The sequence below is a fragment of the Allochromatium humboldtianum genome, assembly GCF_013385175.1.
In the GTDB taxonomy this organism is placed as follows: Bacteria; Pseudomonadota; Gammaproteobacteria; order Chromatiales; family Chromatiaceae; genus Thermochromatium; species Thermochromatium humboldtianum.
In genome coordinates, this window is sequence record NZ_JABZEO010000010.1 from 116,607 (window position 1) to 128,647 (window position 12,041).

At 60.7% G+C, this 12,041-nt stretch carries 13 protein-coding genes; 4 read left to right on the forward strand and 9 right to left on the reverse strand.

What is annotated here, in order from left to right; translation table 11 throughout:
• Positions 1-8 precede the first annotated feature (8 nt).
• Genes HW932_RS14925 through HW932_RS14935 form a run of 3 tightly spaced genes read right to left on the reverse strand, consistent with a single transcriptional unit; the run spans position 9 to position 1,950 of the window.
• Complete coding sequence (locus tag HW932_RS14925) at positions 9-275, reverse strand: hypothetical protein (protein ID WP_176977292.1); 267 nt, start codon at positions 273-275, stop codon at positions 9-11.
• Positions 276-293: 18 nt separating this feature from the next.
• A complete protein-coding gene (locus HW932_RS14930) occupies positions 294-1,421 on the reverse strand; it encodes a glycerol dehydrogenase (RefSeq protein ID WP_176977293.1) in 1,128 nt (375 codons plus the stop codon).
• Between the two features lie 52 nt (positions 1,422-1,473).
• The gene (locus HW932_RS14935) at positions 1,474-1,950 is read right to left on the reverse strand and encodes a cupin domain-containing protein (RefSeq protein WP_176977294.1); all 477 of its coding nucleotides are present in this window, start codon (positions 1,948-1,950) and stop codon (positions 1,474-1,476) included.
• Between HW932_RS14935 and HW932_RS14940 the strand changes: the two genes are divergently transcribed.
• On the forward strand, positions 1,949-2,275 hold the full coding sequence (locus tag HW932_RS14940; RefSeq protein WP_176977295.1) for a hypothetical protein: 327 nt from the start codon (positions 1,949-1,951) through the stop codon (positions 2,273-2,275). The genes HW932_RS14935 and HW932_RS14940 overlap by 2 nt on opposite strands.
• A 25-nt stretch (positions 2,276-2,300) precedes the next feature.
• On the opposite strand, the gene HW932_RS14945 is transcribed toward HW932_RS14940, so the two are convergent.
• The 6 genes from HW932_RS14945 to HW932_RS14970 form a co-directional block, all read right to left on the reverse strand.
• Positions 2,301-2,612 (reverse strand): histidine kinase, encoded by a 312-nt coding sequence (locus HW932_RS14945; RefSeq protein ID WP_176977296.1) that lies wholly within the window; start codon positions 2,610-2,612, stop codon positions 2,301-2,303.
• Positions 2,613-2,683: 71 nt separating this feature from the next.
• A complete protein-coding gene (locus HW932_RS14950) occupies positions 2,684-4,291 on the reverse strand; it encodes a type I restriction-modification system subunit M (protein ID WP_176977297.1) in 1,608 nt (535 codons plus the stop codon).
• A complete protein-coding gene (locus HW932_RS14955; protein WP_176977298.1) occupies positions 4,288-5,538 on the reverse strand; it encodes a restriction endonuclease subunit S in 1,251 nt (416 codons plus the stop codon). The genes HW932_RS14950 and HW932_RS14955 overlap by 4 nt, the downstream gene beginning before the upstream one ends.
• The gene (gene dinD, locus HW932_RS14960; RefSeq protein WP_176977299.1) at positions 5,535-6,380 is read right to left on the reverse strand and encodes a DNA damage-inducible protein D; all 846 of its coding nucleotides are present in this window, start codon (positions 6,378-6,380) and stop codon (positions 5,535-5,537) included. Before dinD ends, HW932_RS14955 begins: the two co-directional genes overlap by 4 nt.
• 17 nt (positions 6,381-6,397) lie before the next feature.
• A complete protein-coding gene (locus tag HW932_RS14965) occupies positions 6,398-9,457 on the reverse strand; it encodes a type I restriction endonuclease subunit R (protein WP_176977300.1) in 3,060 nt (1,019 codons plus the stop codon).
• Between the two features lie 91 nt (positions 9,458-9,548).
• Entirely contained in the window at positions 9,549-9,755 is a 207-nt protein-coding gene (locus HW932_RS14970; RefSeq protein WP_176977301.1) for a ribbon-helix-helix protein, CopG family, read from the reverse strand.
• Positions 9,756-9,885: 130 nt separating this feature from the next.
• Here HW932_RS14970 and HW932_RS14975 point away from each other — a divergent pair, with 130 nt between their 5' ends.
• From HW932_RS14975 to HW932_RS14985, 3 genes are all read left to right on the forward strand, one after another.
• On the forward strand, positions 9,886-10,737 hold the full coding sequence (locus HW932_RS14975) for a restriction endonuclease (RefSeq protein ID WP_176977302.1): 852 nt from the start codon (positions 9,886-9,888) through the stop codon (positions 10,735-10,737).
• 22 nt (positions 10,738-10,759) lie between these two features.
• Entirely contained in the window at positions 10,760-10,978 is a 219-nt protein-coding gene (locus HW932_RS14980) for a hypothetical protein (RefSeq protein ID WP_176977303.1), read from the forward strand.
• Between the two features lie 165 nt (positions 10,979-11,143).
• A complete protein-coding gene (locus HW932_RS14985; protein WP_176977304.1) occupies positions 11,144-12,037 on the forward strand; it encodes a hypothetical protein in 894 nt (297 codons plus the stop codon).
• Positions 12,038-12,041 lie beyond the last annotated feature (4 nt).

A 12,041-nucleotide genomic window follows, 5' to 3' on the forward strand; every position in this document is an offset into this window, starting at 1 on the left:
CGCCGAACTCAGGACGACGCTTCGAGGAAGATCTGAAACAGCACCTTTAGGGCCGTAACATCGAACAGCACGCCCGCCACGAACAGCGCCCCGAGCACGAACCACAGCCAGTCCAGCCGAACCGCCGACGCCCCTTCGTAATGCCCCTCGGCTTCCACTGTTACTGGCCACTTAAACTGATCCACCTCCCGCCGCCGGATCGCCCGCACACCGCTGAACATCAACCCCGCCCCGAGCAGCAGGGCCGCGCCATCGAGGAACTGGGTCTCGGTCATCAGGCCGCCGAACAGGCTTTACCCAACCCGCCGGTCAGCGCCGCTCCGATCCATGAACGCCCGGCCCAAGGCATCCGCCGCCCGGATGGCGTCGCTGACCGCCAGCCATGTCAGTGCAAAGGGTTCGTTGTGAGAGGTCTCGCCGGGGGCAATGGCGCGCTCGGCGATGAGACGCGCCTGCGCCGGCTCCAGCGACGCGATGCCCAGCTGACGCAGGGTCAGGGGCAGACCGACCGCGACACAGAAGGCCATGACCTCCTCGATCTCGGCTGTGGGCCGCCCTTCCATCACCAGCTGCACCAGCGTGCCAAAGGCGACTTTTTCGCCATGCAGACAGTCATGCGTCTCCGGGATCGCCGTCAGTCCGTTGTGGATGGCATGGGCCACGGCCAGACCACCGGACTCGAATCCGAGCCCGGAGAGCAGGATGTTGGCTTCAATGATCCGCTCCAGCGCCGGGGTGATAACGCCGGAACGCGCGGCGATCAGCGCCGCCTGTCCATCCTGGAGCAGGGTTTGATAGCACAGGCGGGCGATGGCCAGAGCCGCCAGGGTATCGCCACCACCCAGGGTATTGGGCCGGGCGGCCCGTTGCACAGTCTCGGCCTCGAACCAGGTCGCCAGCGCATCGCCCATGCCCGCGACCAGATAGCGCACCGGCGCGCCGGCAATGACGGCGGTATCGACCAGCACCAGTTCGGGGTTGCGCGTATAGAACAGGCAGCGCTCGAAGACTCCGTCCTCGCTGTAGACCACCGATAGCGCACTACAGGGCGCATCACTGGCCGCGACTGTGGGACAACAGACGACCGGCAGGTTCAGGGCATTGGCCACGGCGCGTGCGGTATCGAGCGCCTTGCCGCCGCCGACACCGATGATACAGGTGGCGTTGAACTTCCGCGCCGCCTGCTGCCCGCGCTCGATTTCGGCCATCGAGCATTGACCGCCAAAGGGATGGACCTCGAACGTCAAGCTTGCCTGTTGGAACCCCTCACGCCACATCGGCTCGGTCTGAGCGCGCGCGGTGGGGCCGACGATGAACAGCGCGCGTTCGCCAATCCCCATCCTGAGCAGTTCCGGGGCCAGTTGACGGGTGGCCTCGCGGCCCTGGACGTAGCGCGACGGGGAGCAAAAGATCTTGAGCATGACCAGAATCTCCAGACAGCGACGTGATTACTGGACGACGAAGGCGGAGGCATCAGTCATGCCCCGCCGCCCCCTCAGCCAGTTCCATGATCGGCTGCTCGACGTTGCCGGCATAGAAGACGATCAGATCGACCGGCTCGGTGCCCGAGTTGTAGCCGAAGTGCGGTTCTCCGACCAGCTCGACCAGGGCCTCGCCGGCCTTCAGGTGAAGGATCTCACCAGCCTTGGACTCGACGGTCAGTTCACCCCCGAGCAGCACGCCTGCGTTGATGACCGGATGCTGATGCAGCGGCAGCCGGGCGCCCGGCTCGATGCGAAAGCGCAGAATGGTGATCTCGGGTTGCTCCGGTCGATAGGCTGGGAGCGGATGCCCGTTCCAGCTCTGGCTGGAGCGTATCAATCGCTGGACCTCGACGCCGGGAATCGTGGCTTGTTCGGCCGCCACGGGAGCGACGATCAGACCGCCGAGCAGGCTGAAGAGCAAGTACGCGCGGATGTGTCTCGAACACCAGGAGGATGGTTGGTTCATGGCGGTCCTTGATGCGAGTGATGTTCGGCGGATCTTACTCCGGATGGCTGAGTCTGGAGCGCCGATCCATCGTGCGCGCGCGGCCCTGGAGGTCGGCGATCCGCTCGAACGGCGTCCGATGACCCGGCGCGACGGGAAGCCGGGGTGGGAGCTGGCCGATCGCCACGGGGTCGTGGTCGCGCGGATGGCGGCGAAGTTCCAGCCGCCGGACGGGGAGATCATGGCGGTGCGGGTGGCGGCGGTGTTGGTCAGGACGACGAAGGGGGATAAGGGGTGGCGGTGCGGGCGGTGGGAGTTGGTGGAGGTGGGGTATGTACCGGTGTGACAGGATGACACCGTTTTCACCCGTCTCAGTGATCGCCCCAGCTTTGCGCACCCCGGCGATAGGCACCGAGTTGGCGCAACAGGTCGGGGCAACCGGTCAGGGTGAGGGTGAGGTGCGCCCAGAGGTCCAGCGTCGGCGGATAGCGGGCGGGGTCGCGGTCATGGCGCTCCGAGGCTTCCATCCAGGACGCGCTGAAACCGGCCAGCCAGCCGCGTTGGGCCTGCATGTCGTTGAGCGGCGGATAGCGGTCGAGACGGGCGGCGCGGCCCTCGAACACGGCGGAGCCGAGCGCGAACCAGTCTTCGGGTGTTGTGGGGTTGAGCGCGGAGATGTTCATCCGAGCATTGTCCCGCCGGCCCGGTGTGCGCCAAAGACAGAGATTGTGGGGAAAAGGGCCGACCCAAACGATCAGGGCAAAGGCGGCAAGCCTAGCTCTTTGAGAAAGGCGTTGTGCGTCTCTTTGGACGCGCTGATTTTCTGCTCCAGCGCCAATAATTCCCCATTCACCGCGCCGAGATCGATTTCGTCCTCCGCGATGGCGGTACTGACATAGCGCGAAATGTTCAGGTTGTAGTCGTTCTTCTCGATCTCTTCCATGCCGACGCGCCGCGCGTAGCGGTCTTCTTTGCGTCGATGTTGGTAGGTCTCGACGATCTTGTCGATGTGCTCGGGCAGTAGGACGTTCTGGCGTTTGCCTTTCTCGAAATGCTCGGCGGCGTTGATGAAGAGCACGTCGTCAGGTTTTTTGCACTTCTTCAGCACCAGGATGCAGACCGGGATGCCGGTGGAGAAGAACAGATTCGCCGGGAGGCCGATGACGGTGTCGATGTGGCCGTCTTTGAGGAGTTTGGTGCGGATGCGGGCTTCGACGCCACCACGAAACAGGACGCCGTGGGGCAAGATGATCGACATCGTGCCTTCTTCGCTGAGGAAGTTGAAACCATGCAACAGAAAGGCGAAGTCGGCGGCGGATTTGGGCGCGAGGCCGTGGCTCTTGAAGCGGAAGTCCTCGCCCAGCGCCTCGTTAGGCTCCCAGCGGTAGCTGAAGGGCGGATTGGCGACTACCGCATCGCATTTGAGCTTCTTGGCCGGGTTCATCTCGCTGAGCAGCGGCCAGTCGTTGGTCAGCGAATCGCCGTGGTAGATGTCGAACTCGGTGTCCTTCATCCCGTGCAGCAGCATGTTCATGCGCGCCAGGTTGTAGGTGGTGATGTTCTTTTCCTGCCCGTAGATCATGCCGATGCCATGCGGCCCCATCTGCTGGCGGACGTTGAGCAGCAGCGAGCCGGAGCCACAGGCGAAGTCGAGCACGCAGTTGAGCTTCTTCTTCTTGCCGGTGGCCGGCTCCTGGCTGTCAAGGGTGACGATGCGCGAGAGGATGGTCGAGAGCGTTTGCGGGGTGTAGAACTCCCCGGCCTTTTTGCCGGAACCGGCCGCAAACTGCCCAATCAGGTACTCGTAGGCGTCGCCAAGGGTGTCGCTGTCGGTGGAAAACTGCGCGATTCCCTCGGCGATCTTGGTGAGGATGGCGCACAGCTTCTTGTTGCGGTCCGCCGGGGTGCGGCCCAGCTTCTCCGAGTTGAGGTTGATCTCGGAGAAAAGCCCCTGAAAGGTGCTGGCAAAGGATTCGTTCTCGATGTACTGCAAGCCGCGCTCCAAGGTTTGCAGCAGTTCCTTGTCCTGGGTGCGGGCGCGATCATAGAGGCTGCTCCAGAGATAATCGGGGTGGATCACATAATGCACCTTGCGGCGCATCTGCTTCTCGAACTCCGGCACGTCCCCGGCGTTGTCCGCGTACCAGACCGACAGCGGCGCGCGGCGGTCCTCGGTGGCGAGTTGGGGGTAGTCCGCCCCCAGCTCTTTCCAAGCCGCCGCCTCGTAGTTGTCCGAGAGGTAGCGCAGGAACAGAAACGACAGCATGTAGTCGCGGAAGTCGTCGGCGTTCATCGCGCCGCGCAGGTCGTCGGCGATGGCCCAGAGGGTTTTGCCGAGTTGGCTGAGTTGGTCTTTGGTCATGCGGCCACGGCCTCCGGGCCGGGGAAGAGTTGTTGCATCAGCCCTTTCTTGTGGGTCTTGAGGGCGTCGAGCTTATCCGCTTGGGTGGCGATCAATGCGTCGAGGGAGGAGAGGCAGTTGGCGATTTTTTGTTGTTCACCTAAAGTTGGCTGAGGCAGAGGAATTTGGGCGAAATCTTTATAATAAAGTCGCAAGCGGTCTTTAGTTAAACCTTGCGAATGTGCGGTTAGTACCTGCAAAGATTGTGGCAGTTTGAGAAAGTAGCCGTAGAATTCTGCGCAAACACCGTCAGATGGTGCCAATATGACGTATGCGGGACTAACCATGCAATCTTCAATAGCGACGCCAGAAGCCCCCTGCCACATCCGCATCATGTTGTAGGCAATGTCATGCTTATGAACTTTCTTGTTACCAGTCGAGTGAGAAATATCATCGATCTTTCTATCAAGAGAATCGCGTTTGGCTAAACCGTTGTTCATTGTGACTGAGTATATTGGCAGGCCGTCTTCACCATGCTCAACTCTGTTTGAGAAAAGATACTTCGCTTTCGTAAATTTCCACTCCCCCGCCTCCCGAAACTCGGGAAAGCGCAAGCGGGGGACGGTTTCGCCCTCGCGGGGGAAGAGCTGCTGCATCAGCCCTTTCTTGTGGGTCTTGAGGGCGTCAATTTTGTCCGCTTGGGCGGCGATCAGCGCGTCGAGGGAGGAGAGGCAATTCGCAATTCTTTGCTGCTCGGCTGGCTGCGGTAGCAATAGCTCAAGTCCTTTCAACTTGTCGGTATTCAGTCGACCCGTTCCGTGGCCCGCGATGTCGACCATCTTCAATAGCCTGTGCTTATTCCCCAATAGCAAAAGACCCAAGAACAGCCCATCCACATCTTTTTTCGGACGAAGGGCTTTTACATCTTGGTTAAAGCTCATCTTTCGGCGCAGAACGCAGATCGGTACATCTTTGAGCAAGGTCATCCCACGAGTCAGCATCAATAGCGTACCCGTGGGTACCAGCTTTGCACCCTCATCGACGGCCGCCGTCGAGATGTGATCTTCGGTATCTTCCAAAAAGAATTGCTTCATGTCCTTCGCCGACACCCACGGAATCGAGCCATTCCAAAACTCGGGGTTGGCCTTTGAAGGAGTGCCGCCCGATCGCATGACAACAAGCTGCTCTAGAGTTGACTGTTGCCACTTCCCCACCTCCCGAAACTCAGGGAACCGCAACCTCGGCACCAGTGCTTTTCCCTCGCTCATTGATCCTCCAACCCGTCAGGGTTCTTCAGCGCTTTCTTTTCCGCCGACGCGAGCCGACGCTCCACCTTTTTCACGTCTTCGGCGGGCGGCAGGCTTTCGGGGCGGATGCCCCGATCCAGCAGGGTCTGACGCACCGCCGCGTTGTTCGTGACATGTTCGTGCGATATCTGCGGCTCGCTCTGCATCTGTTGCGTGCGGGCGTTGTGGATGGTGATCTCGGTGGCGAAGTCTTTGGCCTTGAGGATGATGGTGGGCGCGAAGTCGGCCAGCGGGCGGTTCTCCGGCACCCGCCATTGCGCCTTCATCGCCTGGGTGCTCTTGCCGAAGAGCGCGGTATCGCCTTTGCTACGGATCAGGGCAAAGTTCCGGTTGCCGCCGGTTTGTTCGTAGATGACATCCGACAGCTCTTTCTCGGTCGTGGAGAGTTTCTTGCGGGCCGAGACCCGTTCAGCCTCCAGCAGGCGCTGTTCGATCAATTCCGCCTTGCGGGTCTGCATGGCGAAGTAGGTTTGCGCAAAGGCGATCGCCTGCTTGGCCGGATCGCCGTTCTGGGCGATCAGATAGCAGGCGTAGCGCGTCAGCATGATGTCGCTGATCTCGCGTTGGCTGCCGGAGCCGAGTTCGACCATTTTCCCGACATCGGCAAAATGGTCGGCGATGTCGTGGCCCGACACCTCGCAGGCGGTCTTCGCTTTGGAGACGACATTGAGGAAATTGTCCCACTTAGTGTACTCCAGCAAATGCTGTACATCACGGGCCAGCCAATACTCGACGCCGTTCTCGGTCTCCTGGGCGTGGCCCTCGAAACTTTCCGTCATGGCGTGGACAAAATCATTGTGCATGTCTCGATTTCCCCTTGTTATTCATACGCCATCAACCCCGAAATCTCGCGCCCGCCCGCCTGCTTCTTCAACAGCGGCACCAAGTCTTCCATCAGAGCCAGTTCTGCATTGCCGCGCGCCTTCCAGCTCAGATTCAGCGGCGTGAACAGCTCGCTGAGTTGCTCGCCGTCGAAGATCAGCCGATCCAGAATCCCGTCGACGAAGCCTTGCAGCACCTCCGGCGCGAGCCCGTGCCGGTTGGCCAGGGCGGTCAGTTCATCCTGGGCCTTCTGTGACTTGAAGCCCTGATAGCCGTCGCGGATGGCTTTCTCGCTCAGGCCCGTGCCGGCTTGCAGGGTGTCGATGTAGGCGATGATGTCCGCGCGCTCGTCCATCAGATTGCTGCTGGCCCCGAGCAGATTGATTAGCTGCTCGCGGCTCATGGTCTGCTTGCTGGGCGGCTCCTGACTAAAGCGCGCGATCAAGCCCATGATGTAGTCGTAGTCGATCACCGTCGAGGAAAAGAGCACGAACTCGAAATCGAGTTGCTCAATGGTCGTCTGCGTCCCGTTGCCGTTTCCGCCCGTGCCCTGCTGCTCCTTGAGCCGCTGGGCGGTCTCCAGATACATCCCCTTGAAGCCGCGCAAGCGATCTTCTGGCAAGTGCTGTTCGATCTGCTCGCGTTGCGCGTCGTTCAGGTCGGTGTACTGATCAAGCTGCGTCCTGAGCCGCTGAATCTCCTTGAAGCGCTTGACGAACTCAACCCGCGCCGCATCGCCCTTGAGATTGTTGACCGCCTCCGGCGTGCAGGGCTGCCCCTGCTTTGCCATGAAGGTTTCCAGTTGCTGCACGGCGGCATCGAGCTTTTCGATGACCTTCGGGGCCGGATCGACCAGCCAGATTTTGCGGGCGCGACGGCTGTCCTCGCCGGAGAACAGCGCGATGGCCTCATCCACAGCCTTTTGCTGTGCGCGGAAGTCGAGGATGTTGCCGTGAGGCTTGGTCTTGTTGAGTACGCGGTTGGTGCGCGAGAAGGCTTGAATCAGGCCGTGATGCTTCAGGTTCTTATCGACGTAGAGGGTGTTGAGGTACTGAGAGTCGAAGCCGGTTAGCAACATATCGACCACGATTGTGAGGTCGATCTTGTGCGTGTGCGGGTAGTCGCTGTTGGGGTACTTCTGATCCTTAATGCGTTGCTGCACATCCTGATAGTACAGATCGAACTCGCTCAACGTGTGGTTGGTGGCGTACCGGGCGTTGTAGTCGGCGATGATCTGCTGCAGGGCGGCTTTCTTCTTCTCAGGCTCCTGCTGGTTATCGGCCTTTTCCTGCGGCAAGTCTTCCTGCAACTGCTTGACATCCTTGTTGCCCTCGGCGGGTGGGGAGAACACGCAGGCGATGTTGATCGGGCGAAAGTCCGGGTCGGTTGCCTGACGTTCCGCCTGCACCTGCTTGAAGCGTTCGTAATAGGCGATCGCGTCGTTGATGGAGGCGGTGGCCAGCAGCGCGTTGAAGCGGCGCTGGTTGGTCGCGGCATCGTGTTTAGCGAGGATGGCCTCGACGACGGCTGATTGCGCAACGACTGGACCGGGCTTGACGCTGTTGGGCTTGGTTGGGGCCGGAGCCAGCTTGGCGTCTGCGTCACGCGGCGCTTTGGGCTTGCCCTCTGGTTTGAAGTAATCGATATGAAACCGCAGCACGTTGCAGTCATCAATGGCGTGGGTGATGGTGTAGGCGTGCAGTTGTTTCTCGAAGATGTCCTTGGTCGTCTTGTAGGAGCCGATAGTGCCGTCGATCTTCTCGTAACTGGCGTTATCATTGAAGATGGGTGTGCCGGTAAAGCCGAACAGTTGCGCCTTGGGGAAGAATTCTTTGATGGCCTGATGGTTGTCGCCAAACTGCGAGCGGTGGCATTCGTCGAAGATAATGACCAAGCGCTTGTCGCGCAGCGGGGCGAGCCGTTCCTTGTAGGTCAACTGGCCCTTGTCCTTATGCTGCCGGGCCTTCTTGCTGTTCTCATCCAACGCCAAACCAAGCTTCTGAATGGTGGTGACGATCACCTTGTCGGCATAGTCTTCCGAGAGTAAGCGGCGAACCAGAGTCTCGGTATTGGTGTTCTCCTCGACACAACCTTCCTGAAACTTGTTGAATTCGATACGAGTCTGGCGGTCGAGATCCTTGCGATCCACCACGAACAGGCATTTCTCGATGTCGGGGTTGTCTTTGAGCAGGGTCGCGGCCTTGAACGAGGTCAGCGTCTTGCCGCTGCCGGTAGTGTGCCAGATGTAGCCATTGCCCAGACACTCGTGGATGCAGGCGACGATGGCCTTGACGGCATAGATCTGGTAAGGGCGCATGATCAGCAGTTTTTGTTCACTGGCGACCAGAACCATGTACCGGCTGATCATCTGGCCGAGGGTGCACTTCGCTAGAAACTGCTCCGCGAACTCGTCCAGATGGGTGATCTTACGGTTCTTGACATCGGCCCATTGGTAGATCGGTAAAAATCGCTCGTCGGCGTTGAAGGCGAAATGCTGGCTGTGGTTGTTGGCGAAGTAATAGGTCTGATCGCGGTTGCTGACGATAAAGAGCTGCATGAAGCAAAGCAGCGTGTTGGTGTAGCCGTTGCCGGGATCGTTGCGATACTCGACGATCTGCTCCATCGCGCGGCGCGGGTTGATGCCCAACGTCTTCAGTTCGGCCTGCACCAGCGGCAGACCGTTGATCAGCAGGATCACGTCATAGCGTTGGTGGCTGTTGTCCGTATTGATGCGCAGTTGGTGAATGACCTCGAAGGTGTTCTTACACCAGTCCTTGAGGTTGACCAGCATGTAATGCAGTGAGGTGCCGTCCTCACGCTCAAAGTAGCCGTATTCGCGCAGTCGCTTGGCGGCCTGAAAGACATCGGCGGTGATGATCTCATCGCGTAGGCGTGCGAACTCGGCATCGGTGAGCGTGACGCCGTTGAGCGCCTCGAACTTGGCGCGAAAATTCTGCTCCAGCGCGGCTTTGTCGCGGATGTCGGGTCGATAGGTGTACTTGAGATCTTGGAGCTTGTCGATCAGCCGCTGTTCGATGGCGCTTTCTTTCAGGGTCATCCGATATTCTCTCCTTAGCTAAGCGTTTCGCGGCCTACGGCGGCACAGCACACCTTGCCGCCGCTGAAGTCAGCGGTCTTCGGAATAGAGGTTAAAGCGGCTGATCGCCGCAGTGAGGGATCTGAGCCTCGACGCGATTGGGCGCCCGTTGCAGGGCATCCAGACCGGGATAATCGCGAATCATGATCTCCAGCATGTTCGACAGACTGCGCCGCTCGCGCTCGGCCGCTTGGCGCAACGCGGCCTTGGTCTCGGGACAGAGGCGGATGGTCAGGGTCTCGGTCTTGCGGGCTGGCATGGCGGCGCGGTCCGGTTTCGCTTGTCGTGCAAAGATGGTACAACAATAGGGTTATCCACGGGTAGTGCTTTCAGGCCGCCGCGCGGTTTGGAGTCTACCGATCGTCGATCCTCCCGATACCCGGTGATCCATGCCACGCAAAAAGAAACAAAGTGCATTCGAAGATACGGTTGAAATCGCCTCCTGGCTGCCGTGGTGGGCGGGTCTGCTGTTGGCCGTCGTGTCCTACCTCGGACTCCACGCCCTGGCCGTCACGGCGCCCCCGAGCACCCCAGCCATGCCCGGCGAGTTGGGCAACGTCGTTGTGGCCCAGATGTTTCGCACGATGGCGTTCTATGGCCAATATCTGCTTCCAGCCATCTTCACCCTCGGCGCGCTCGTCTCGGTCCTGCGCCGGGGCAAGCGGGCAAAGCTCTATCAGGACGTGTCGCGCACGCCCAGCCAACAGGCGCTGGAAAGCCTCACTTGGCACGAGTTCGAGCTTCTGATCGGCGAGTGGTTTCGGCGTCAGGGCTATGCCGTCGTCGAAACGGGCGGTGTCGGAGAACCGGATGGCGGGATCGATCTGGTGCTGTCCAAGCAGAACCAGATCTATCTGGTGCAGTGCAAGCAATGGAAGGCGCTCCAGGTCGGAGTCAACGTGGTGCGCGAGCTGATGGGCGTGATGGCGGTTCAGAACGCGAGCGGTGGATTCGTCGTCACCTCGGGCCGCTTCACCGACGAAGCCCGCCGATTCGCTGAGCAAGCCAAGATCACCCTCATCGATGGCCGTCAACTGACCGGACTTCTACGCCAACAAAGCAAGGCTTCAGCGGCACGCCCCGCCGTCCAGAGTGCGCCCGCATCCCCGGAAGCCGCGCCCGCGTGCCCCAAATGCGGGGCTGACATGGTCATGCGCACGGCATCCAGGGGAGCCAACGCCGGTCGTTCGTTCTGGGGATGCTCGCAGTTCCCGACATGCCGGGCGACACGGCCGATTTGAGGGCTTCGCACTGGAGGTTCAGATGAAAGCCAACGAGTATCGACGCGGGTATCACGACGGCTTGCGCGAGGCGATCGCTTGGATTCATGCGCGGGCGGAAGAAATGAACGACCCGCACGCCAAGGCGGTCCTCAACACAGCGGCCTTTCACCTGGGTGTCGAAGCGGCACAAAAACGCCGACAGCGCCCGATTGCCGGGACAGCGGCAGAGCAGGGAAGCGCGTCGAGCAAGGCGCACTAGATGCGGCCTTGTTGAACGAGCCGCTCACCGCCTCACGGAACACTGACCATGCCGACACCCGAGCCGCACGCCGACCGACCGGACGCCACGCCGTTTCTGGATCTGCCCGCCCGTCTGGGATGGCGAACGCGCTATGCCGGAATCTGTTTCACCGATCCGCCTTATGTGATCCTGCACGCAACGCCCGTTTTTCCGCTCTGCCATCCTGAACCTGTCGCGCGCAGCATCGTCTGGGACAGCTTCAGTTTGCTCGATTCGTTAGCGCGACCGGGCGCGTACTGGATCCTGACCTGTACCTGCGGAATCGCGGATGACGCGGGCCTGGAAGTACCGATCTTCGTCAGCCATCCCGACCGACAGCGGATTGTCTGGGAACTCGATCTCAAGGGACTGGCACCGGCGCTGGAAGATCGGTTAACCGGCACCGAAGGTTTTCTCCGGCTGACCTTCGCGCGGGACGAATACGCATCCGATCTGCGCGCGCTGATTGGCGAGTTGCGAGAGTGTGCGAGCAATCCCGTGACCATTGAGGCGTTATCGGAAACGGATGGCGTCGAAGGGCTGCAAGAAGACTATTCGCATCTAGCTTCGTTTCAAGTCGAGGAACTGGAGCCCAGCATCGGCGGGATGGCGCTGGAACGCTTGCTGGACCTCGACCCTGAAACGCTCCCACAGCCCGCCCCGCTGTGGCCGCCCGGTACGCTGATCGAATTCGGTTTTTTCCCGGTTCACAATGGGCATGAATTGATGCGGGTCAATGGCGAAGTACCGTGGCCGTCCTCCTGGACGCCCCACCATTTCACGCGCTGGGAAGCCTGGAGCGCTTTTCACCGCTGGCTCGGTCTGCTCTCGCGCGGTTTCTGGCTTGGTCATCATGGCTGCATCGTGCCGCCGGAGCGCGAACAGAATCGGTTTTTCCTGCTGCACGAAGCGGATCGGGCGCGGTGTCATGCCGCCGGTCGGCATCTGGCGGAGGTGGTTCAGCGCGGCTATGCCGAAGGCGAGACCGCGCCGGGCGTGATGGCCCGCTATGTCGAATGCCCCCTGGCGGTGGCGTAGCCGC

Excerpts from the sequence above, each read along its gene's own strand:
- HW932_RS14925 (WP_176977292.1), bottom strand. The coding sequence starts at position 275 with ATGACCGAGACCCAGTTCCTCGATGGCGCGGCCCTGCTGCTCGGGGCG.
- HW932_RS14930 (WP_176977293.1), bottom strand. The coding sequence starts at position 1,421 with ATGCTCAAGATCTTTTGCTCCCCGTCGCGCTACGTCCAGGGCCGCGAG.
- HW932_RS14940 (WP_176977295.1), top strand. The coding sequence starts at position 1,949 with ATGGCGGTCCTTGATGCGAGTGATGTTCGGCGGATCTTACTCCGGATG.
- HW932_RS14935 (WP_176977294.1), bottom strand. The coding sequence starts at position 1,950 with ATGAACCAACCATCCTCCTGGTGTTCGAGACACATCCGCGCGTACTTG.
- HW932_RS14945 (WP_176977296.1), bottom strand. The coding sequence starts at position 2,612 with ATGAACATCTCCGCGCTCAACCCCACAACACCCGAAGACTGGTTCGCG.
- HW932_RS14950 (WP_176977297.1), bottom strand. The coding sequence starts at position 4,291 with ATGACCAAAGACCAACTCAGCCAACTCGGCAAAACCCTCTGGGCCATC.
- HW932_RS14955 (WP_176977298.1), bottom strand. The coding sequence starts at position 5,538 with ATGAGCGAGGGAAAAGCACTGGTGCCGAGGTTGCGGTTCCCTGAGTTT.
- dinD (WP_176977299.1), bottom strand. The coding sequence starts at position 6,380 with ATGCACAATGATTTTGTCCACGCCATGACGGAAAGTTTCGAGGGCCAC.
- HW932_RS14965 (WP_176977300.1), bottom strand. The coding sequence starts at position 9,457 with ATGACCCTGAAAGAAAGCGCCATCGAACAGCGGCTGATCGACAAGCTC.
- HW932_RS14970 (WP_176977301.1), bottom strand. The coding sequence starts at position 9,755 with ATGCCAGCCCGCAAGACCGAGACCCTGACCATCCGCCTCTGTCCCGAG.
- HW932_RS14975 (WP_176977302.1), top strand. The coding sequence starts at position 9,886 with ATGCCACGCAAAAAGAAACAAAGTGCATTCGAAGATACGGTTGAAATC.
- HW932_RS14980 (WP_176977303.1), top strand. The coding sequence starts at position 10,760 with ATGAAAGCCAACGAGTATCGACGCGGGTATCACGACGGCTTGCGCGAG.